The organism is Salinispirillum sp. LH 10-3-1, assembly GCF_030643825.1.
In the GTDB taxonomy this organism is placed as follows: domain Bacteria; phylum Pseudomonadota; class Gammaproteobacteria; order Pseudomonadales; family Natronospirillaceae; genus Salinispirillum.
The window spans coordinates 1273628-1297330 of the sequence record NZ_CP101717.1 but is presented as its reverse complement, the minus strand read 5'-3'; the positions used below and the strand labels follow the sequence as shown (position 1 = coordinate 1297330).

The 23703-nt window shown below is 53.8% G+C and carries 17 protein-coding genes; 7 read left to right on the top strand and 10 right to left on the bottom strand.

The annotated features are described in order from the left end of the window. Window positions 1-78: 78 nt before the first annotated feature. The 8 genes from NFC81_RS05765 to NFC81_RS05730 form a co-directional block, all read right to left on the bottom strand. Window positions 79-1383: a M48 family metalloprotease gene (locus NFC81_RS05765; RefSeq protein ID WP_304996578.1), complete on the bottom strand. Its 1305-nt coding sequence runs from the start codon at window positions 1381-1383 to the stop codon at window positions 79-81. 113 nt (window positions 1384-1496) lie between these two features. Further along, a complete protein-coding gene (locus tag NFC81_RS05760) occupies window positions 1497-2069 on the bottom strand; it encodes a DUF1415 domain-containing protein (RefSeq protein WP_304996577.1) in 573 nt (190 codons plus the stop codon). Window positions 2070-2076: 7 nt separating this feature from the next. Further along, window positions 2077-2694, bottom strand: a complete 618-nt coding sequence (locus NFC81_RS05755) for a hemolysin III family protein (RefSeq protein WP_304996576.1) — start codon at window positions 2692-2694, stop codon at window positions 2077-2079. 149 nt (window positions 2695-2843) lie between these two features. Next, window positions 2844-3446: a hypothetical protein gene (locus NFC81_RS05750; protein WP_304996575.1), complete on the bottom strand. Its 603-nt coding sequence runs from the start codon at window positions 3444-3446 to the stop codon at window positions 2844-2846. A 73-nt stretch (window positions 3447-3519) separates the two neighbouring features. Then, a complete protein-coding gene (gene recD / locus NFC81_RS05745; RefSeq protein WP_304996574.1) occupies window positions 3520-5547 on the bottom strand; it encodes an exodeoxyribonuclease V subunit alpha in 2028 nt (675 codons plus the stop codon). After that, a complete protein-coding gene (recB, locus tag NFC81_RS05740) occupies window positions 5544-9131 on the bottom strand; it encodes an exodeoxyribonuclease V subunit beta (protein ID WP_304996573.1) in 3588 nt (1195 codons plus the stop codon). The genes recD and recB overlap by 4 nt, the downstream gene beginning before the upstream one ends. Then, window positions 9128-12451, bottom strand: coding sequence for an exodeoxyribonuclease V subunit gamma (recC, locus tag NFC81_RS05735; protein WP_304996572.1), 3324 nt, complete (start codon window positions 12449-12451; stop codon window positions 9128-9130). Before recC ends, recB begins: the two co-directional genes overlap by 4 nt. 33 nt (window positions 12452-12484) lie before the next feature. Beyond that, on the bottom strand, window positions 12485-14032 hold the full coding sequence (locus NFC81_RS05730; protein ID WP_304996571.1) for a diguanylate cyclase domain-containing protein: 1548 nt from the start codon (window positions 14030-14032) through the stop codon (window positions 12485-12487). Between the two features lie 275 nt (window positions 14033-14307). Here NFC81_RS05730 and NFC81_RS05725 point away from each other — a divergent pair, with 275 nt between their 5' ends. Then, complete coding sequence (locus NFC81_RS05725; RefSeq protein ID WP_304996570.1) at window positions 14308-14799, top strand: DUF4442 domain-containing protein; 492 nt, start codon at window positions 14308-14310, stop codon at window positions 14797-14799. Between the two features lie 77 nt (window positions 14800-14876). On the opposite strand, the gene NFC81_RS05720 is transcribed toward NFC81_RS05725, so the two are convergent. Continuing rightward, window positions 14877-15320 carry a thioesterase family protein gene (locus NFC81_RS05720; protein WP_304996569.1) on the bottom strand — a complete coding sequence of 148 codons (444 nt, stop codon included), beginning with the start codon at window positions 15318-15320 and terminating at the stop codon, window positions 14877-14879. Window positions 15321-15486: 166 nt separating this feature from the next. On the opposite strand from NFC81_RS05720, the gene NFC81_RS05715 reads away from it, so the two are divergent. From NFC81_RS05715 to NFC81_RS05705, 3 genes are all read left to right on the top strand, one after another. Then, on the top strand, window positions 15487-15819 hold the full coding sequence (locus tag NFC81_RS05715) for a hypothetical protein (RefSeq protein ID WP_304996568.1): 333 nt from the start codon (window positions 15487-15489) through the stop codon (window positions 15817-15819). A 215-nt stretch (window positions 15820-16034) separates the two neighbouring features. Next, window positions 16035-18491, top strand: a complete 2457-nt coding sequence (locus NFC81_RS05710; RefSeq protein ID WP_304996567.1) for a S49 family peptidase — start codon at window positions 16035-16037, stop codon at window positions 18489-18491. A gap of 88 nt (window positions 18492-18579) precedes the next feature. Beyond that, window positions 18580-20706, top strand: a complete 2127-nt coding sequence (locus NFC81_RS05705; protein ID WP_304996566.1) for an EAL domain-containing protein — start codon at window positions 18580-18582, stop codon at window positions 20704-20706. Window positions 20707-20710: 4 nt separating this feature from the next. Here the strand turns inward: NFC81_RS05705 and NFC81_RS05700 are convergent, their stop codons facing one another. Then, on the bottom strand, window positions 20711-21580 hold the full coding sequence (locus NFC81_RS05700; RefSeq protein ID WP_304996565.1) for a LysR family transcriptional regulator: 870 nt from the start codon (window positions 21578-21580) through the stop codon (window positions 20711-20713). 141 nt (window positions 21581-21721) lie between these two features. Here NFC81_RS05700 and NFC81_RS05695 point away from each other — a divergent pair, with 141 nt between their 5' ends. From NFC81_RS05695 to NFC81_RS05685, 3 genes are all read left to right on the top strand, one after another. Then, window positions 21722-22492, top strand: a complete 771-nt coding sequence (locus tag NFC81_RS05695) for a ferredoxin--NADP reductase (protein WP_304996564.1) — start codon at window positions 21722-21724, stop codon at window positions 22490-22492. A 79-nt stretch (window positions 22493-22571) separates the two neighbouring features. After that, a complete protein-coding gene (locus NFC81_RS05690; protein ID WP_304996563.1) occupies window positions 22572-23114 on the top strand; it encodes a class I SAM-dependent methyltransferase in 543 nt (180 codons plus the stop codon). A gap of 30 nt (window positions 23115-23144) precedes the next feature. Continuing rightward, window positions 23145-23669: a bifunctional nuclease family protein gene (locus tag NFC81_RS05685; RefSeq protein ID WP_304996562.1), complete on the top strand. Its 525-nt coding sequence runs from the start codon at window positions 23145-23147 to the stop codon at window positions 23667-23669. The last annotated feature ends 34 nt before the right edge of the window (window positions 23670-23703 follow it).

The following is a 23703-nucleotide window of genomic DNA, read 5'->3' as shown; positions in this document are numbered from 1 at the left end:
AAACTGCGCTTTATCGGGCATTTTTGCCTAGCCAGCTTTTCGCCTCTGAGGTTTTTTTAGATACTCCCATATTACTCGCTACACGTAACCCCACTCTTTAAGGCGCGCATAGGCATACTCTGCCTGGTCTCCCCGCTGCACCTTTTGCAAAAACGCCTGATAACGTTGCGCCGCATTTTGCCGAGAGCCGGATTTTTCGTACGAATAGCCCACCAAGAAATCGGTACCGGGATTACCCGGCAGCACTTCCTCGTAGGCCAGAAAATCCGCTAACGCTCGGTCGTAACGCTCCAGTCCTAGGTGAGCTAGACCACGATATTGCATCGCCTGCCCTTCACCCGGCATAGCTTGCCGCGCGCGGTCAAAATACCGCAAGGCCTCTTGATCTTTATCCTGAACCAAGTAGAACTTACCGGCCAACATGAGGCCTGTGTAGTCATTAGGGGCCAAACGTACCGCCTCCAACAAACGGGCTTCCGCCTGTTGCGGATTGCGCTGCGCTAACAGCCGTTCACCTTCTTGCATTGCTTCGATGGCCGGCTTCATGGCTCGGAGTCGCGCGGTTTGGTCCATATACCGCTCACGGCCTACATCGCGGCCACGCTGGTTCGCACTGAATCCGCTCACCTGTTGTTGCACATTGCGATAGCGTTCGTCGCTCATGGGGTGACTGGAGAACATCAGCTCGATGGCGTTTGGCTTACGGTCTGACAACGAACGCAACATATTCATCAACCCGACCATGCCTTCGGGATTCTGGTTTGCCAGGGCCATGTAGTCCGTGCCCAGCTGGTCTGCCTGCCGCTCATTGTCTCGACTGTACCGCGCCAACAGTGCGCCAGCACCTATTTGGCCAACCATACCCACAGCACCGCCAAGCGTGGATTCACCCAAGCCTGCAACGGCCGTCCCTACGGCGGCTTGGGCCAACATGCCTTGCGTCATACGTGCACCAGCATGACGGGCAGTGACGTGGCCTATCTCATGGCCCAACAGCGCGGCCAATTCCGCCTCGTTCTGCAGCTCCAGCAAGATACCTCGTGTCACCGCAATACTGCCGCCGGGAAAGGCATACGCATTTACATAGTTGGCGTTCACCACTTGAAAGTTGTAAGGCATATCAGCGCGGTGTGAGAGGCTACTGATCGACCCACCGAGTTCCGCCACATAACGATTTAAAGCAGCATCTGTAGTGATGCCATAGTCGGCTGAAAATTGATGCGGTGTTTGTTGACGATCGATCGCAATTTCATCTTCGCGGCTCAGTAACATCAGTGTTGGCTTGCCGGTGATGGGGTCAATCGCGCAACCTGACAACCACAGCGGCGTACTCAACCCCAATGAAGCATAGGAAATTCGACGAATTAATTGACGACGCGTCATGTTTAGGCGCACGGGCGTATCCTCAAAAGTAAAGGGAGCAAACTATAGTGGTCTGATCATAGCAAAATTTAGGCGGGCCAGAGATAGCCCAAGGCTCAGCTTGGTCGGTTAATTTACGTTACCAACCAAGGAAAATACTGCTGACGTTCTGGTGCGGTCAGCGCTTGTACACGCGCAATGTTTGCTTCGGGAATCGAGGCGGAATCACCATGACGCGCCACCGCTAACGCGACACTGTCTTCCCGCAATAAATGCAAAATGGGGAAAGGAGCTCGATTGGTTAGGTTCTCCGCATCATCCGACTCGGTCCCACCAAACTGATAGTGTGGATGGAAGCTGGCGATTTGATAGTGGTCCAAGCGCTCAAGCGACTCTAAGCATGCATCTGCAACATCAAGGAAGTCGTTGTAGTCGAGGAAGTCCGGCCACAGCAATGGAAAGACCAGTAGCGTCGTATCCAGTTTGATGGCTGGTGTACCATCCAGCCGTCCAACTTCAGCCACCAAACTGGCTAAGGCTTCATCTTCCGTTTGTGCCGGGTCAATGACAACGCGCACCAAACCATTGCGGTAGGGTTTGTGTGCAAAGGGGCATAGATTCAGGCCGAGTACAACCTGCTCCAGCCATTCTTTCACTGCGGTTTCGACCGCGGCCATCGCGGTCTCGGTCATTACTGGTTCAGCCACCGGCACCTCATATCACAAAGAATAAAATGGTCAGGTAATGACACACACTACCGCCCAATACAAAAAAGTGCCAGATGCCATGACCATGCGGAATACGATCACCAAAGGCATAGAAGATAATGCCAAGGGTGTAGATGATCCCGCCGAGAGATAATCCCCACATACCCTGCTTTGGCATCACTTCGAGCAACGGCTCCATGGCAAAGACAATGCTCCACCCCATCGCCAGATAAATAACCACCGGCAAAATACGCCGCTTATCAAACGGCAGTAACTCGATGATCATACCAACAATCGCCAGCCCCCAAACAATGCCAAATATTGTCCAACCCCAAGGGCCATTGAGCGTAACCAGGGTGAACGGCGTGTAGGTACCGGCAATCAATAGATAAATCGCTAAATGGTCGATTTTCTGAAAAATCGCCTTCGGCCGTCCTTTGAAGCTGTGATACAGCGTAGACGCTGTGTAGAGAATAACCAGCGTCGCGCCATAGATGCTGACGCTGACCACCGTGATGGCATTTGCTTTAACAGCAGCCAGTACGATCAACACGACCATACCGGCAAACGCCGCCAGCGCACCCACTAGATGACTGATGCTGTTCAACAGCTCGCCTCGATACATACTACGTTCGCTCGGTTAAATACGTGGGTTGATGATAATCAACACCACGTCAGTTGTACGTCAGCAACACTCATTAGCCATCAGAAATGCACTTATGAAGTCTCAGCCGGTTATTGGGTAGGTTTAATTCACAAAAGAGCGAATAGTGATTAGCTACCAAACAGGAATTGCATCAAACCGCCCCGACGTGCCGGCGTTTCTTCTTTCTCCGGCACAACTCCGACGGGTTCGTTTATGACCACCCAATCTGGCCCGATCTGGTCCATGCGCCGATCCATCCGGCCCGCCACGTTATCCTGCAATGGCCCGAAACTGGCCTGCATAATGCGCCGACCATAGCGGTCTTGGCTGTGTTCAACATTAAACTGCTGTGACAGTTTATGGGCAGCGCCCTCTTCCAAGCTAAAGCGAATGTCTACCTCTCGCGCACGCAACGAAACATCGGCAAAGCCACTGACCCCCGGCGCTGTGCGCGCGGCCCAACTGACCATTTGGTAGTCACCCGGCGGCAACTCGGTAACAACCATGTAACGGTCGGTACGGCGCGGCCGAACAATGACCTGCACATCGTTTTCCGCTGCATCAACAAGGTTTAGCAGATAATAATGACCAAGCTGTGACGGTGTTGAGCCTTGAAGATTCAGCCCCACCAACAACACGGTATCCTTGGTGCTTTCCTTATTAATTAACGGTGCCGAGGCGCAACCAGTAAGAACGATTGCCAACAGCATTACAGGTAACATACGAAACATAATCATCAACCTCAGATCCATGTGATACTACTGCGCGCACTTTAGCACAAAACGATCGCTAATCGATGCAGCCTTAACGGCAGTTTTCGATCTGCAAGCGAACGCCCAGCCCGGAGTACCTTACTACGGGAGAGGCCACGGATTGCTGCCAAACAGACTCCGAACACCAGACGGTCACCGTGCGACGAGCGCGCGTCACACCGGTATAAATCAACTCACGCGACAGCAGTCGCTGATGAGTATCAGGTAGCACCATTGCAACATGCGTGAATTCCGACCCCTGCGTTTTATGTATGGTCATGGCGTATACGGTTTCTACTGGCGGTAATCTGCCTGGTGTCACCGCACGAAAAACCATGGCACCGCCCTCATCGACTTGCCCGGAATCAAAATAGACCGCCAGACGACCGTCTGGTCCCCGCCAAGTTATGCCGATGTCGCCATTGAACAACCGTACGCCATAGTGGTTCTGTGTCACCATGACCGGACGGCGTTCATACCAGTCGGTCTGTCGGCCCGGAATGCGCCCCAACTGCCGCAACCGCTGTTCAACCAAGTCATTCAGAGCCTGCACGCCTTGCGGCCCATTACGTACGGCCGCCAACAAGCGAAAGTTTTGTAACGCCTGCCATGCTTCCGCAATATCCTGCGCGGCATAAATAGCCAATATAAAGCGATCGGTCAGCTCTGCGATCCAGGTTGGTAAGTCCACCGAAGTAGGAACATGAATAACATCCGGTGTACTGTGGCACAGCGTGCGCCAACTTCCGCTCTGATCCCCGGCGATCACCTGTTGTGCCAACTGGCCAATGGCGCTGTCGTCACTGAAACGGTGGCTATCGCGTAAGAACACCACATGATCAGCGTTTACCGGCTGCCCCAATGCTGCTCGAATTTCGGGCGCGACGCCCGGCTTCAGCGGAGACGCCACCACTGGCAAGGTGTATCCGGTCACATGCTCTAACCATTGGGTATTTTCGACGCTGTAGCCCGCAAAGGGTCGCGGTGCCAAGTCTGCCAGCACACTGCCTGCCGCTACTGAGGGCAACTGATCTGCATCCCCCAGCATGATGATACGACAGTCCGCAGGCAGTGCCCGCAGCAGGCGAGTCATCATGGGCAAGTCCACCATAGAGACTTCATCCAGTAGCAGGACATCAAGGTCTAGAGGGTTGTCTTGGTGGTGGCGAAACTGCACGGTGTTGGGAATAACGCCTAACAAGCGATGCAAGGTGCTGGCGGCGCTTGGAATGCGTTGCAGTACACCTGGATCAATACCTGGAAGTTGCGCTAAACGTTCTTTCGCGCCCTGCACCGACTCTGTTAAGCGCTGCGCGGCCTTGCCGGTCGGGGCAGCCAGTTTGATTTTGTCGCCGTCTGGATTCAATGCCAGCAGCGCGTACAACAATTTGATCACTGACGTCGTTTTACCGGTTCCGGGACCACCGGCTATGATGGCCAATCGGCGGCGCAAAGCGTTGGCGACGGCGACCTCTTGCCAGTCTGTTCTGTTGTCCGACGGGCTCGGCGAGTCGTCAAATAACGACGTCTGCACTGGTGTGTCACCACTGATGACCTGCTTAGGAAACAACGTGCGCAATACCGCCTGCGCTTTGCTGCTGTCGATAAACCGTACGTCAGCCAATAACGGCTGCAAACGTTCGGCCACCTCCTGTTCGAACCGCCAATAGCGGCGCAGATACAGGCGGTGACCGGATAAAACGATGGGGTGTTCAGCGCTGCCTTCTGGCACCAAGCTGCTCAGCGCTGCTTGCCAGTCTGCCAGGGCAGGCGCGCGCCAAACCTCACTCGACGGGGCACCCTCGCCGGCTGGAGTACGCCAAACCACCTCGCCAGCCAAAGCACGCAGGTCCAAACAACTGTGACCGTCGCGCAGGGCGCGACTCAGCGCTGCCAAGCTGTACAACAGGATTTCTTGGCCTGCTGAGGTCCTTTGGATGTCGGTCTGTCGTTGCACCACATCCAGCGCCAGATAATAGTCCACTGCGGCCATGTCTTCGCAGAGCAACCGCAGTTGGTCGTAAGATGACCACGCGCCGTCGTGCCAAGCTAAGTCATGTTCGTGATGCAATGGCTTCATACTGGTCGCCCCTCTTCTGGCTGAGCGCCCACCAGAGCATCCAAACGCTCAATAATACTGGGATCTGGTCGTACGAAGTTCACTCCGGTGCCGGGCGATTCAGGCGCCATTCCGCGCAAGTACAGGTAATAAACACCACCAAAGTGCTCACTCATTCGGTAATCCGGAATGCGTTGCTGCAGGTAGCGGTGTAAGGCAAGGCTGTAAATCAAATATTGTAAGTCGTACCAATGCTGTTCGATATTGCGTTGCAGGGCGTCCGGCGTATAAGCCGATAACTGATCACCCAGCCAAGTCGATTTGTAGTCGCACACATAGTAGCGTCCATCGGAGACGAAAATCAGGTCGATGAAGCCATGCATCATCCCTTCCAGTTGGCGTGCTGGCAACTCAACCGATGCCGCATCCTCTTTGCCGACCGAGCGCCGGTGCGCCTGCAACAAGCGCGCTAAGTCGCGCCCAGTGCTACCATGCAAAGGAAAGTAGAACTCTGCTTCACGCAGCGTTTGTCGTAAACCCAGCTGGCTCAGTGACAAGCCCTCTGCGTTGAGCGGCGTGTTTAAACAGGCCTGCAACCAAACCTGCAAGTCGGTCAAGGCTGCTGTATTGCTGAATAACTGCCCAAAATGCTCTTGCGCTCGTTGAGCTACTGCCGACCAGTCAGGGTCCGTAAAATTCATATGTTCCAAGGTATCGTGTAATAGATTACCGGCACGCGCCCCCTTGGGCAGACGAAAGCGCATGGCCAAACGATCGGCCGACTTGCGCAGCGTCAGCTCCTCGCTCCCGGCTTCTTGCTGGTCGCGATCACGCCGACTGAGATCACCATAGCCTACCTGTGCTTGTGTCAGGCTGCGTGCCAAGGCACTGAATGAACTCAAACCCCAGTGCCGTTCAATTCGCCCGGCAAAGGTCGAAACCGTCGGAGGGGCCTGGTGGTCCATAGTGGGCGCGATAGGTATCGTTTCCACCAGTTGCTCAACCTTTGTCCAGCCCATGTCGGCCCTCGACTGGTTCGCGTCGGTAGCGCACAGCGTTCGCAAAGCATCCGGCCACGGATCACTGGAAACGGACGCCTCTTCGCCCTGTTCTGTCGTTGCGCCTTGCGACACTGCCAATGGCAACCCCAAGGCCAAACCCAAGGCCGAGGTTTGAGGGCGCGCGAAATTCGCTACACACAGATAACAACGTTGCTCAGCACGCGTCACGGCAACATATAGCAAACGCACTCGCTCTTCTTCCTGTTCACGTTGCGCTGCTTTCGTGGCGTCGTCTCCAGCTCCTAGGCGCCACACCATATCGCCGTTCCGGTCATGATAAGCCATGACATTGGTGGCTCGATTGCTCGCGCCATAGGTCGCAAAGGGTACAAACACGATGGGATATTCCAGCCCCTTTGAGCTGTGCTGAGTGATTATACGAATAAGGTTGGCGTCGCTTTCAAGACGCAATTCAACCTCTTGCCGAGACAAGTTAGAGCGCTGTTGCAGACGCAGCCATTCCAGCAGCTGCCATGGTTCTGACTCTTGCTGACTGGCTTGTTGCAGCAACTCTAATAGATGCAGCATATTGGTCATGGCTCGCTCGTGCCGCTCTCGTTGCTGAGCATCGGGACGATACCGGTCATGCACCAGGTTCAAGGCCATGGTGATAAAGCCATGACGCTGCCATTGCTCCCTTAAACCCAGTACATAGGTGCGTTGTTGCTCCCAAGCATGTTCATCATCTTGCAAAGCAAGAATATCCTGTGCCGTCAAACCAAACAGCGGCGAAACCAAAGCAGCCAACAACAGACGATCGTCTTCCGCATAAAGAATACCGGTAAGGGCTTTTTCCAGCTGCACGGCTTCCGGACTCTGCAGTACGTTGTCACGGGCGCTGAGAAAAACGGAGGCAAACCCGGCGGCACGCAAGGCCTCTTGCATCACTTCGGCTTCGGTTTTACTGCGCACCAAAAAAGCGATATCCGCTTCCTGCAAGGGTTGCTCGCCACGCCGCACGTGGCCGCCCATTAAGCGCTGCACTTCTTGCGCGCACCAAGCCGCAATAGCCTGACGGAACTCGGCCAAGAAGTACTTCTCTTGGTCCGCAAGATGCAGCGGAAAGTGCACCAGTTGCAGCGCCGCAGGGGCTTGCTCGGCTGCGGGCTCGTGGAGCGGCGTTTTATTGGCCTTGCTGGCGATACCGCCGTCCTTAACCGGGCGATAACCAATTTGCGCACCAAAAACCCGATAGGATGGTGCTAGCCCCGCCTCGTCTTCGGGTACTGGCGCGCCATAAAACAAGCGGTTGTAGCCCTGAATCAACGTGGGCGAAGACCGAAAATTGGTATCCATACTCCATAGGTAATCTGCAGTCTGCCCTGCTTGCAAATAGGCATAAACATCCCCGCCACGAAAGCTGTAAATCGCCTGCTTCGGATCACCAATCATATAGAGTGCTGTCTCAGGCGACTGATAAACCGCATCGAAGATGGCGTACTGCTGCGGATCGGTATCCTGAAATTCATCCAGCAAGGCCGCTGGAAAGGTTTCTGCCAAGGTGTGAGCTAAGGCAGCGCCTTGTGCTCCTTGTAGGGCGTCACGTAACTGCGTAACCAGATCATTAAAATCCAATACGCGTTGACGTTGTTTCTCATGTTGAATACGGGTACGCAACTCATTCAACAACGCAATGAGTTCTGCATTCACCGCGCTTTTGTGACAGCGCTCTGGCAGGTCTTTTAGCGCCTTCACCGGCTCTAATACCTCGGCAATGTCTGCCCGTTTGGGATAGCGCCTTCCGTGCAGAAAGCTGGCAACACTGGCGGGTATGGGTAACTCGGGCGCGTCAGCCAACCAGCTCAGCAGGTCTGCTAATTCCCCTTCGCGCTGCTCGACCTCGGCTGGCTTTTTCCGGCTACGAATCAACTCGTTACGCAAGAATTCGAGCTGAGGGTGCAGACCCTGCAGCACGACCTGTTTCAATTGCTGTAGATCTTCCCAGGTTTCGGCTTCGACGCGGGCTTCTGAAGTCAGTACCTGACGAAAAGCCTGATAGAACTTGTCGGGGGTGGGAAAGCGTTCCGTCACCCTACAGTAACGCTCGGGCTCTTGCGCCAGGCGGCGCCACGCGTCGGCTGTGACCTGCAAGACCAGTTCGCTGGTGTCTGCTTCCATGGTAACTTCGAAGGGAATGCCACTGGCAAACGCCTGTTGCGTGAGTACTCGCTTACAGTACCCATGAATGGTATAGATAGCCGCTTCATCCAGATTTTGTAATGCGTCGCGCAGGCGCAGCCTGGCTTCCTGATCGGTTAAGCGCGCACGCACCGTCTGTGCAAAATCGTCGGCGTCCGGGCTACCCCACTGATGTAGCAATTCGCGCAAATAGCTGGCGACACGCCCTCGTAACTCTTCGGTGGCTGCGCGGGTGAAGGTCACCACCAGAATCTGCTGAACGCTCAGTTTTTGCTCCAGCAGTAAGCGCGCATAGAGCCGGGTGATGTTGTAGGTTTTTCCTGTACCCGCACTCGCTTCTATGAGGTGACGACCGGTGAGTGGAATCTCCTCCGCGACCAACGGCTGTGGCATGCGTTCGTTCATGATGACACTCCCACGTCTGTGCCAGTCGTGACGTGGTCTACGGTAAGATGATCCAATAAGGGCTGATATAAAGAGCTGACCCATTCATCATGGGCAGGACCCCACTCAGGTGGTTCAACGACACACTGCGGCCAAAACAATACGTAGTATGGATCATTGTCCATCTGTTCCAGCCACCAGCGCTCATACCAACCTTCTTTTTCCGTGCTCTTGCCGTCTAACGCCATCAATGCCAGTGCAGCGCTCACCGGCCACGGCGACGAGGTGATAGCCTGCCACGCCTCAAACCACGCCTGCAACAGTGCTTCGGCTTGCTCTGGTGTTAACGCCGACAACGTCAGCCGCTGGGCAACGTTGACCTCTCCTTTTGAGGTCTTGGCCTTTATGTCTGGACGAAATAGCCCCTGGGTCTCTACCGGGCCCTGCACATTGGCCAGCAAATGATGCAACCACAAGCGAAGATGGTCTTTCGGCTTCGGATTGGCAAAGCGCCACAGCACCTGTTTGTCTGAACTTGCCACGGACTGCGCGTGCAATACTAAGCCTTGATGCGCCCACACAAGAGGCTTCGCCACCAGAGCGCCGTAACCCAGACTCGTTAATGCCGCCGAAAACTGCTCTGCGTCGTGCTGCCATTCATCCAACTCGGCGGCAAACCGTGGGTTGTCGGGTAACATTTGGCGCATCTCATGGCGTTGCAAAACACCGCCTGCTTTCCCCTGCTGCAGCACGCTGCTGATCACATCGGACTGCACGGTGTAGCGGTCCAGATGCGATGCAACGAAGGGTTCATCGTCCTCCAAAAGCCTCTGCTCGGTTTCGAGATACAGGTTCAAACGGGTGTTGGCGAGCGCTTTGGCCGGATGATCAAACCAACGCACCCAATATTCAATGCTTTCATGACGTACGTCGTCGCTGTCTTCTGCTGGCGCTGAGCTCTCCCATTTGGTCGCACCACCCAAGGGCGGCAACTGCAGTGGTGGCAACTGACCTTGGCCGCCTTCACTGCGGCTCAGCATCAGTTGCAGCCAACGACCATCGTAACTCTGTAAGGGGGCTCGATAGTTATCGGGACTGAAGGGCTGCAATGGTAACTGTCGAATAACATTGTCGGCCCGCCAGCCGTAGCCTTGCTCTATATATTGCAGTAATTCCTGTAACACCAGTGAGGGCTGCTGTACTTCATTATTCTTCACACTGCGCCCTTGATAGCTCAGATACAGGGCTTGGCGAGCCGATAAAATGGCTTCCAGAAACAGGTAGCGGTCATCGCCGCGCCGCGAACGATCACCCAACCGAGCCGCGGTATGCGCCATGAGGTCGAAGCCGAGTGGCTGGCGCTGACGCGGAAACTGGCCGTCGTTCAAGCCCAAAACAGCGATGACTTTGAACGGAATACTGCGCATCGGCACCATAGAGCAAAAGGTCACCTGCCCCGTCATAAAACGTTGGCGCTGCTCCGGCTGGCTGAAGTGATGACGTAAAAAATCCTGTACCACCAACAGGGGCAGCGGTTGATCGGCGCAGTGTGCACGCTGCGTATAAGCCGTTAAATCTTGAATGGCCGCCAAAACCATGTCGTAGCCATCTTGATCTTCGTCGCCTGGGGTATACACACGCTCTAACAAGCGCACCAAGCGCTCTTGCCACTGGAGCGCCGAAGACTCACCATGCCATTGGCGACTTTCGTCCCGCAACACGTGTAACAAGTGGATCAGCTTTCCCAGCAGTTCGGCTTGGTCGCCTTCGACCCACGGCAACAGCAGGCGGTGCTGATATTCATGCTCTTCATCCCCCCAAGCAAAGCCCAACAACAAGCGTTCCAACCCCTGCTGCCAGGTGTAGCGATCATCGGCGGGGAGCTCTAACTGGGCTTTGTGCGTGGCGTCCAACCCCCAGTGAATGGCGGCTTTTTCTAGCCACAGGGTAATGGTGTGCAGGTCTTCCGCTTGCAAGCCAAAACGTCGCTGCACAGCGGGAATCCGCAAATGCGCCAAGATGCCATTCACCGTAAAGCGACTGTCGGGCAGTTGCATCAACGCCATGAAGGACTGCACCAAGGGCAGGCTGTCGCTTAACGAGCGGTCAGCGATAGAACAGGGTAAACGTGGCACACCGCCGCGCTCTAGATTGACGCCGCTGTCGAACACCGCTTCGATGTAGGGCGCGTACTCTTCAACCGCAGGACACATAACCACCACATCACGAGGGGTTAAACTAGGGTCTGCGGCAAACTGCCCGAGCAACCAATCATGCAGCCCTTGAACTTCACGCAGAGCACTGTGCGCACTGGTAACTACCAGGCTGTCATCCGCCGCAATATTCTGTGGCGCAGCGGTCGCATCATGCAGGCGCAAAATGTCACGTTGCAAAGTGGGCAGCAAGGTCGTACCTGAAGGCGCGGTGAACACCGAAATTTCCGCCTGTTCCTCACCGTACACCAGCCGAATAAACTCTTGCCCTTGCCGCCCCATGGAGGCAAGCAAGGGATTGCCAACATCGGCCAGTTTGGCATTCGGTTCGTGGTCGACCCAACGGGCGCGCTGACGCGCAATGGCCTTAGGACTTTGGATATCCCCCCAATATTCATCCGAAGGGTTCAGCAAGAAGACGTGGAGGTCCATCCGCTCACCCAGGGCCTGCAAGAAGCCCCACCACAGCGGCGCCATGGTATTGATGCCGAACAAATACGCGGACGCTGGAAAATGAGCATCTGACGCCGCATCCTTTGCCTTCAATAAGGCCCGACAGCGTTCCAACCAATACAGAGGGTGCCTTGGTTCGCTTTGTACTAAGTGATGCCACAACACACCTTGCCATTGAGCGCTGCTTTCAGGCGCCCCGGCAATGCCGCCAAACTGACCAGCGTCCCATGCGGATATCCACTCCGGGCGATAAATCAGATACTGTTCGTACAGGTCAGCTTGCGTGCGCGCCAACTGAAAACGCTTGAGTAGATCAGTGCGATCGGCTGCCCAATAGGCCGTCGGCTCCACCATCGCCGAGTGGTCACGCAACTGACCCAAGGCCTCATAGATACGCCACACCAAGACTTCGCGCGCGTAAGGCGATTGTTCGGGGACTGCTTTATCGAGACGGCGCATCATCTTCCAGATGAATCTCGACAACAAGGGAAAATCCGTATTCATCGCAATGCCCTGATGGCTGGCCATTTCCATGGAGAGCCAGTGCTGCATGCCAGGGTTTTGCACCACTATCTGGTCGGCTGCTAGCGGGTACTCACGCCCACCGTAACGCATCAACTCCAACATGAGCTGCACCAATTCTTCCATGCGGTTACCGGGGTATAGCGTGAGCATAACGGCGCCTTAAGACTGTCTATACATACAGTATCATGCGATTGATGGCCCGACAACGTCACCAGTCTTTGCCACCTTACCTTTGCCGGTATTCTTGGCAAAATACATCGCTTTATCTGCCGCCTTGATCAAACCGTCGGCGCTGTCGCCATCCAGTGGCGCTACGGCCAAACCAATACTGGCGGATATGTTCACTTCCTGTTCTGGCAACACAATGGTCTCTGTCAACGCGCTTAAGACTTTCTCTGCCAGAGCTTGCGCTTCTTCCAATCCGCATTGGTCGGCCAAGATTACAAATTCATCACCCGCCAAGCGCGCCACGGTATCACTGCCACGTACAGAGTCTTGGAGTCTTTTCGCCACCTCTTGCAACAGCTGGTCACCTGCCGTATGACCCCACTGGTCATTCACCGCTTTGAAGCCATCCAAATCAATATAAATGAGTCCAAAGGACCGTCTGGAACGGCTACTGCGCCGCAGTGTATGGTTTAGCCGGTCGTAGAACAGCATACGGTTCGGCAATCCCGTCAGCGCATCATGGTTGGCTTGCCATGCCAAACGCTCTTCAACTGCCTTGCGCTGAACGATATCGTCCATCAGCGCCTGTTCTGACTGCATGCGCCGCCACGTCAGCCACGCCACCGACGCAAACATCACACTGAACACACCCAGGAGCACAATCAGTCGCAGGCGCTCCGTAAACTGGAAACGTTCTATGGCGGCCTTAGGCGTGGCCAAATCGGCGCCCACAAAAGCCACCCACGGCCAGTTTTCCAGGCGCTGAAACGATACCTGACGTGTCACACCATCAAAAGGCGAGTCTACAACAAAGCTCGCTCTTTCCGGTGGGTTGCCACCGTACCCGGCAATCGATTCGAGAGTCTGCCCGGGCTCGTACTCGCGGAACGGACGACGAAATAGCAAACTACCGTAGAGATCTGCCAATACCGTACTGACACCGTCGATTTCCGTGACACCACCCAGTGTGTTTGCCAGTCGTTCAATGTCCAATGCCATGGCCAATACGCCCAGAAATTCACCATCAGGTGAATAAAGCCCTCGGCTCAGTGCAATAAAAGGGCGGGATTCGGTTGTTCGAGCTAAATCAGGGCTGGAGAGAAAAGTCTGCTCACTCGGCTGCTCTAAATGAACGCGGAAGTAGCCTCGGTCACTGACTTCTGGGACGGGCTCGTCATTTCCTCTGGTCCAAATCCGAATTTGGCCGGAAGGATCGAGCAACAAAAAATCTGCAATCTCGGGGCTGACTTGACGACGCAGCAAAAAGATACCCTGTATGTCTTGATCCGGTATTCCGGGTGCAGATGCAATATATGATAATGCGCGTAGAGTGCTGTCTAACTCATTGAGTTTTGCATTGGTAAGCTGGCTTTGATTACGCGCGAAATACTGCGTATTAACCAAAATTCGGTCTTTGGCTTCAGCACTGAAGTTGTCTACGCTGGTTCGATAAAACGCGGCAAGAATGCTGGCAGTCAGCAACCACATAAGCACTAGACCGCCGATGATCAAGACAACGGAACGACGCTGACTCGACTGCTTTTGAGTTATCCCCTTAGTCATATGGTGATTTTTTTCCGTGTCTGCATGGTAGTTAGGCAATCGCGTAAATGGCAACCCGTTGCGTGAACATATTTAGAAAGCACTGGTTAAATAATAGCACTGTTTTACAGAATATCTGTTAAGGAAGCGCTCAGATCAGTGACCTCGCTTCAACAGTCGAACGCAATTCACCCTCTTACTTCATTGCAAACAGAACTAACCCCAGGGTTAGTTGACCAAACATACAGAAATGCGGTGTACTCCGCATCGTTAATGTATCTATGGATGTCTGTGCAATGGTTGCTTACTTTTTTCGTCACCCTTGGCTGTTTCGATTCGTGATGAATTTCTGGCCACCGTTCTTCTTCCCCGGCATCCGTATCAAAACCGTCAGTCATGACTACCGATATGCCCGTGTCGATTTGCTATGGCGCCCGTGGACGCGCAACATCAATAACTCGCAGTACGGCGGCAGTCTGTTTTCGATGACCGACCCAATCATCGCTTTGATGCTGTATGGTTCGTTGGACTTCAAACGGTATATGATTTGGGATAAGTCTGCCGATATCGACTTCATCTCGCCAGGTATTGGCCGCCTAACTGCGGAGTTCCACCTAGAGGACAGTGACCTCAATCGCATCAAACAGGCTACCGAAACCGGTGACGCTTATTTTCCGGAGTTCGACGTCTATGTACACGATCAACAGGGTGAAGTCGTGTGCAAGCTGACACGCCGCCTGTATGTGCGCTTGAAGCCACAGTATCGCCCGGCGGGCAAGCAACAATAGCGTCAGGGAAGCTCAGCAGTATTTCTTGAAAAGCCCTAGGTCGACGACTCACTCAGTCGCCCCCTAGGCGCACCCGGCTACACCTGTGCGCCATTGACACTTTCCAGTTCTGCCTTTAACTCTTCTGTTAACGCCGCTTTCTTCCCAGTCGTCACGTCCAACAAGACAATACGCGCACTGCCATGCGTTGTGACTGCATCCTGTGCCGTGCTGTAAACGGCATACTGTTGCAGGAAGCCGAACTCTTGAAACTCTGCGATGCGGCACCCTACCTTTATCCGGTCCGGGAAAGTAACAGGACGCTTATATCGGCACTCTGTGTCCGCTAGGATCGGCCCCAATGTGCCTCGTGCGCCACCAATCAATGATGTTTTCATCATATAGGCAATGCGTGCCGATTCGAAATAACGAAAATAGGTCACGTTGTTCACATGTTGCAAAGCATCCATTTCTCCCCATTGCACAGGCATCTCGACCACTACGGGGTATTCGTCTAAGAATTGCTGCAATACGTCACTCATGGGTCATTCCTAATTTTTTCTTAAGTCTCTGCAGCATAGAGTGCTGCTCGCGACTCTACAATCGTCTACCGGTCGTTCTTGATCATTGCTGAACAAATGGAACAGGTACGGTTCTTGCTCCTATTACCACTGAACAGATGACCTTCTGCATGTGCGGAGCGAACATATGACCGACAGACATTGGCTCCTGAACATCAATGCCGTGCGCGCAGCCCAAAAGTGCGCACGCCTGGTTGAGCTGGAGTTTTCCACCAAGATGCCCCTGGCACGCACGGACTTTCTCGAAAAAATAGCCGAATGCGCTGCCAGCAGTGACTCGCAAGCGCTCAAGGCCGCGGTCAAAGAGCTGACTGACATCATTCACCCTGATCAAGATTTACCAGAGGACAATCAGGAAACTCTAGTGCACATGGGCAAAACCTACCCGCGCTGGCGCGACGGCAAGATATTTTCCGGCATCTACCGGGGTGCACCAGTCTATTCTGAGGTACCAAGCTAAAGGGAACATCTAAAGCCTACTTTTCGGGCACGACGCACCATTTTGTTACAAGACTTGTTCGCCTGTGCCAACTATATTATCAACAGCGCAATGGAACGTGCTGGCGATTACAACGGCGATTAACCGTAAATCCCGTGCACTCATATAGCTCCTACGCCGGCAATTGTTTAAGCTCACCCACTGTTTAATCTTCGCTTGTCAAAAGGAAAGACACCATGACCTCGCGGACTGCATCAGCGGCATTATCCACCCTCTTTATTTGCACATTGGCTCATGCCGAAGGCATCGGTTTTCAGCGCTACTATGAAAAGAACGAGTTCTTGCTGGCCTCACCCGGCGCGCTTAAATTTGGCCACTACGGCTATGACAACCCGGCCGGTCTGCATCACCTCAAACAAGGCGATATCTTGTTCAGTTGGACCAGTGATGATTTTCTCTACGACGACCAACGTTGGAATACCGTATTGGCGGCACCTGGCGTCAGCTTTACCTTTGGCCGCGACAATCGAGGGGCAGAACAAGTGCGAGACTACACCCTGGCCATGGGTGGCGGTACCGATGACGCCGCGGCTGGATTTTCAATCGGCTGGTATCGAGGCGACACCGACACGCAAGACCTGCGCACGCATTTTACCCTTGGCACCCTGACACGGCCGAGCCGCAACACCTCTATTGGCCTAACTGGAACGATAGCCACTGACACCCGGTATTATGAAGGCACCGCTGACGTGGCTTACCGGCCTCTGGGCTCTACCTTACTCACCGTGTTTGCCGATTACGCCACCGGCAACGACCAAGGCTTAACCGGCGGTCAGTGGTCGGCTGGCGGCGTCAGTGAAGTCTTGCCCGGCATTCGGGTAGCCGGACGATATTTTGATTCCGGAGCGCTTACTGCAGGCTTACAGATCAGTTTCGGGCATGCCGGAATCAGTGCACAGTCCCATCATCCCGAAAAGAATAACGCGAGCTATCAATCCTATGCCGTGCGTCTCGGTGCGTGGGACCGGAACCTGATGGATGCCCTTGTTCAGCGTCAAGACCGCTACTTGGAGCTGACACTGAATCAAGAGATTACGTACCAAACCTTTGGTATCTTTGATCGTCGGCATGCCCTGCTCGACACGCTACGCTACATAGAAGCAGCGCGCCAAGACGACACCATCGGCGGCATTGTCATCAATACGACCCAGTTGCAAGTACCCGCCGCGTTGGCATGGGAAATCAAGGACTCATTGGACGATTTCCGGGCGAGTGGCAAGCAGGTAGTGCTGTATATAGAGAATGGCGGCATGACCGAGCTGTTGTTGTCTTCGGCGGCCGATGTCGTTTTTATGGACCCAGCTGGAACCCTCACCTTGCCGGGCTTTGTTTCTGGTACTACTTATGTCGCTGACTTACTCGCACATTGGGGGGTTGGCGTTGATGAGTTTCGCAACCTTGAATACAAAACAGCTTTCGAGAATCTGTCCCGCTACGAGATGTCAGACCCGGATCGTGAACAACGACAAGCCATTATCGACGGGTTCTATGCGCTGTGGCAAACCAGCATGGAGAATGGTAGAGGCCTGAGCGCAGATGACTTCGACCGTTTAATAGATCGCGGCATCTACTTATCGCCCCAAGACCTTGTAAATGCTGGCGTAGTCAACAAGCTGGCTCGTTACACTGACGTAGACGACGTACTTGAAAAAATGGCGGGGTCGTCGCATACGTTAGTGTCTCCGAGTGGCCTAAGCCTGTTTCGTACCCCACTGGACAATCACTGGGGGCCTGCACATCGCATCGCGGTACTCTACGCCACCGGTATGACCGCCACCGATATGGGCATGCGCACTCGGCAACTGGCGCGTAATCTCGAAGCCCTGCGCGAGGACGACAGCATTAAGGCCGTGGTCATCCGAGTTGACTCACCGGGCGGCGGCATTCTGGCCGCCGATCTCTTGGCCGAGCAAGTGAAAGAAACACAAGCTCAAAAACCAGTGGTGATCTCCATGGGTTCATTGGCGACCTCAGGTGGCTATTGGGTTGCTATGCATGCAGGCACTTTGGTGGCTGCACCCAATACCATCACTGGCAGCATTGGCGTTACCGGCGTACGCCTATGGGACAATGGCTTAGGACAGCGCCTAAACCTCAACAGTGACTTCGTCAGCCGCGGCGCGTCCTCCGATGTCGGCTTTGGTATTGGCTTGCCACTGCTGGGCATTGCCTTACCGCACCGGGATCTGACAACTGAAGAACGTGCGGGTATCATGCAGCGCATTGATGGTTGGTATGACGACTTTGTTACCCAAGCCGCTGAAGCTCGCTCAAAACCGCATACGCGTATGCGGGAGCTGGCCGCCGGACGTATTTACACCGGCACTCAAGCGCAAGAGCTCGGGTTGATTGATGACATTGGCAACCTAAGTTTTGCGATCGATTTAGCACGCCAACAAGCGGGCATTTCACCCAAGGATAAAATCCTGGTGGTTGAGGGGCCAGCCCGTAATGTCTCTGCGCTAAATGAATTGCGGTATTTGGTGATGGCCAATCACCCGGTTTCGTGGGCACAGAATAACGCAGCCTATCACCACGAGTACTTGCAATTTCTTGTCGAGCAAAGAGGTCAGCCCATGGTGCTATTGCCCTACGAATACTTTGGTGAGGCCGTACGTTACGACGGCAATTAACGATACGTTACATCAAAATTTTGAACGAGAGGCAACCGAATTTCACTACAACCCGTATTCGGTGTATCTAATTGTGGAAACTTGAATTGTGAAGGACACCTCAATCGAGCTCAACAAGGTTGCTGACTCCAAGGTCTTGCAACACATCCTTTCCACATCCGTCTTCGGCGGATTGGTGTTTATTGCCCTACAGCTCTCGGCGCTGCTGGCACCGATCGACCTAGATGCCTTTGTGTTCTGGCCAGTGACCGCCTTTGCGATAGCGTCTCTTTTGCATCGCCCGGTAGCCATCGTCGGCGTAGCGACTGGGTATTGGCTCTGGGGAGTCTCTAACGCGATGGACCCTCTAATGGTGTCGGTGCAATTGCTGACATTGGTCGGTCCAGTACTCTATGTTTTGTACAACAGTCGTTGGCCAGACCCCTCAGCAGCTGCCGTTGGTCGCCGCCTAAACGACCTGCTAAAAATAGTCTTTCTCGCCCTGGTACCCTCTAGCTTAATTGGTACCGCCATAGTTTTCATATGGACACCTGATCTACCGCGAGATGCCTTGGCGATCATCTGGCCTGTTTACTTATTGAGTGAATTCACGGGTATCGTGGTGTTCCTACCTCTCCTTAATTATTGGTTGACACGCACTCAGCAACCGGTTCTGCAATCCAAATTTCTGAGTTGGACAATGGTGATACTCGCCATTCCTGTGTTGCTGGAAATCATAGGCCAAGATGCCTTTGCGCAACCCTCTTTATTCCTCGCACTGCCATTCATGACCTGGCTAGCACAGAAAGCCAACCGCCCAACTCTTAGCCATGCACTGCTGCTGATGTTCTTTGGCCATCTGAGCATGGCGTACTACGGGTTGGGTGGCTACGACCAATTGAATGTACTTCCGAGTATGGTCTCATTAACCATGTTGCTCATCAGTGCTTTCTTAACCATTGATATTCTGCAAGCGATGCGACTGGACCGAGACCAAGCACTGGTGCACACCGAATGGCTTGCCGTCCATGACAACCGCGCCAACGCCCTCAATGAACGCGGCTTGATGCAGTGGGCGAGCCAGCACGATAGGCTGTACGAGCACGCCGGGGTGATTTTCCGCCCGGTCAATCAAGATATCTACCTAGAGACCTTAACTTGGGAGCAATTGGCTGACGTTGAACACCAGTTGATACAACACCTTCAGGCGCGCTTTCCCGTTCAGCAGTTAGCCAAAATCAGTGACCTTTCCTTTGTTGTTATCGTCGATTCCGTTGCCGTAAACAAGGCCACTCTTCTACCCTCGCTCCACATCGACATTAACCTGCACAATACCAAGATTGTCATGGATTGTGCTTTAGCCGCCATTCAGCACCTCGGCGATGAGATGGGGCAAAATCTCGCCAAACTCAACACCTTGTGGGGGATCGCTCGGTCACAGCCTTCCGATCGCGTAGTGGTGTATCACAACGATGACGACATCAGTGCGAGAACTGATATTCTGTTGCGTTTCCAAAGTTACCGAGAAGCCGTCGAGTCGGGCGACTTAGAGCTTTGGTTGCAGCCAATTCTTAGCTTGCAAAACAACAGGATCGAAAAAGCGGAAGTCTTGGCGCGCCTGCGCATCGACGACTCGGTGATCAGCCCTGGAGCATTTCTGCCCGTATTCCAAAGTTTTAACTACCTGACCGAGTTTGATCGACAGGTAATGCAACGCACCTTTGCTAACCTGCAAGGCATACAACAGCGATTGGATGTCGTCGGAGTGATCAACGTTAATCTCAGCGGTGCTACCCTGGGTGATAAAACCTTGATGGACTGGGTCGAATCGCAGGTCGTTACTTATCGTATTAAGCCACAAGATATCTGCATCGAAATCACCGAGACAGATTTGGTGAATGATCGATTAACCGCCATAAAGAACGTACAGGCCTTACGCAATATGGGTTTCAGCGTGGCAATTGATGACTTCGGTGCCGGTTTGGCAGGTTTTGAGTACCTGAATCAGTTCTCTGTCGACGTACTCAAGCTAGATGGACAGTTTATATCCGACGTCGCCAGCAACCCGCGCCATCAAGCCATCGTTAAGTCCATGGTGGCCGTGGCCAAGAGCTATGATCTTAAGCTCGTCGCTGAATTTGTGGACAGCCAACAAGCCCAGGACTGCTTGCGCGAGCTGGGTGTAGATTACGCGCAAGGCTATTTTATTGGTAAACCGGCAGCCAATGAACGCTGAGTGTTCAGCAGAACTCAATCCACTGGTTGATCGCTCGGCTGCGAAACTTATGACGGTGCAGCACCAAATAAAACTGGCGGTCAAATTGGCGCTGTGGCACGGGGATAGGCACCAGACTGCCACGTCGAAAAGCCTCCTTCATGCAGAGGTCAGAAAGGCACCCAATACCTAACCCGGATTCGACCGCTCTCTTGATCGCTTCGGTATGCTGCAATTCCAGCGCTGGCTTCATCCCCGCCACCAAACCGTGCATGGCGCGATCAAACGTCTGGCGCGTACCAGAACCCGGCTCTCGCAGAATCCAATCTGCAGCGAGTAAATCTTCGTCGGTTAACCAAGGTTTCCCGACCCAAGGGTGATCAGGCGCACAGAAGACGACAAGTTCATCGGTCTGCCACGGAATCAATTCCAGCTCGGGGTGGTTCAACTCACCTTCAATCATGCCCAGATCAAGATCAAAATTTACTAGTTTATCGACGATCTGCGACGTATTGGCCACCTCCAGCGATACATCAGCACCTTCATGTTCCTGTCGATAGCGGGTTAATATTTCTACCGCCAGATAGTTACCGATGGTCAAGGTCGCACCAACTTTAAGCGCCCCAATATCCGAGCGCTGATAAAGGTCTTCTTCCAACTCTCGCGCTTGGTCAAGCAAGGCTTGTGCACGCGGGCGTATAGCGCGCCCGAGGTCATTTAAAATAAGGCGTTTGCCCATGCGATCAAACAGCTGAATGTCGTATTGTTTTTCCAGCTCTTTCAGCGCGCTGCTGGCCGCCGACTGCGACAGATGCAGGGCTTCAGCGGCCCGGCTGATGTTCTCGCTGCGAGCGGTTTCAAGGAAAACATCCAGTTGGCGCAAAGTGAACTTCACGGGTGGCTCCTAATGATGTGAGGCGACGCCCATATAGTCACAAATCCGATAATGATTATCTATATAAATCATTTTATAAATATGTGATGGGTGCGTATCGTACGTAGTCATTAGAGAGCATCATTACGGAGACGGCATTACATGGCAACCTTGGTTAAAGAACGCGTTCTCGACGTGAAGCATTGGAACGATACGTTATTCAGCTTCCGTACCACGCGTGACCCTGGATTTCGCTACAAGAACGGTCATTTCACCATGATCGGCCTTGAGGTTGAAGGAAAGCCCTTGTTGCGTGCCTACAGCATAGCCAGCGCCAACTACGAAGAAGAGCTGGAGTTCTTCAGCATCAAGGTGCAAGACGGCCCTCTGACTTCTCGCTTGCAGCGCATTCAACCGGGCGATGAAGTGTACGTAGGCTGGAAGCCAACAGGCACCTTGATCACCGACAACCTGTTGCCCGGCAAAAATCTATACCTGCTGTCCACCGGCACCGGCTTGGCGCCCTTTTTGAGCATCATCAAAGACCCCGAAGCCTACGATTTGTACGAGCACATTATTCTGGTGCACGGTACACGCTTTGTGTCAGAACTGGCGTACCAAGACAGCATCAAAGACGAATTGCCTAACAATGAGTTCTTTGGCGACATGGTGCAAGACAAGTTGATTTACTACCCCACAGTGACGCGTGAGCCTTTCACCAACCAAGGCCGCCTAACCGACCTGATGAGTTCCGGCAAATTGTTCGAAGACATCGGTCTGCCACCGCCGTCGTTGGAAGACGACCGCTTTATGATTTGCGGTAGCCCGTCTATGTTGAAAGACACCACGGCCATTTTGGACAAGCTGGGCTTTAAAGAAACCCGCCACGGCGTTCACGGGCACTATGTGATTGAGCGAGCGTTTGTAGAGTAAGGGGAGCATCTAAGCACTTCGCGTTGAAATCAGGCATACTCTCGACACACGAAAGTATGCCTTTTTTCTTGGGAGCACCATGTCCGGGTTTGGTATAGCACTGATGGTATTCGTACTATCAGCGATGTTGTCTATTGTCGTTTCGACCCTACGCACCGGCATTTCGCCCATGCCGAGTTCCGCCAAAGCGCGTCAAGCCATGCTGCGGCTGGTCGGTGAGGTTGCGGACAAGCAAACGAATTATACGATTGTTGATTTGGGTTCGGGCTGGGGGCATTTGGTCATTCCACTGGCACGACGTTTTCCGCAGCACCGCGTTGTGGGATATGAACTGTCTTGGTTGCCGTGGCTGGTATCGTGGGTGATGAAGAAAGCGCTGCGCCTGGATAACCTGACACTCTATCGACGCGACTGTTTCAAAGCCGACTGGCGCGGTACCGACATCATCACCTGTTACCTTTTTGCCAGTGCCATGAAGAAGCTAGGCCAGAAGTTAACGGAAGATGGTGTACATCCGGACTGGCTGGTCAGCAACTTCTTTGCCCTACCGTCCTGCACGCCGAAACACACAATTCAACTAAACGATTTGTATCAGACCCGCATCTACTGCTACCGTTTATAAGCACCCAGCGTTTCAGGACAGGCGACTTTTATGCGCACTCTGCTGTTTATCCTTAGCTTCACCCTCATCTTCTCCAGCGCCGTACAGGCCCGCGAGCCCAGACTCAGCCCGGACAACATGGTGGCTGTTGAACTGGTCACCGTTGCGATGGAGCCTCAGTCCGGCTCACACGTGGTGTTGCTGCGAGAGGCTCAATCGGGCGATGTTGTCCCGATTTTTATCGGCCCCGAAGAAGCCCGCGCCATCATCTTAGCCATGGAGTCTATCGCCACGCCCCGTCCCATGACACACGACACCGCGGCGGCGGTCATTCGCGCTATGGGCGGGCAGCTTGAACGCGTCATGGTGGATGCACTGGTAGGCAACAGCTATTACGGATTGCTTGATATTCGTCTGCAGGCAGACCCCGACACCCCCATCTTTGTGGATAGTCGCCCTTCCGACGCTTTGGCACTGGCCGTGCGCCTGGGGGCGGCCATACTGGTGGCTCCCGAGGTACTGCAATCCATGCGAGAGCGTGATATTGAGACGATCGACTTAGGGCCTCGAGTGTGAGGTAAAAAAAAGGGCCAAAAGGCCCTTTTTTTAT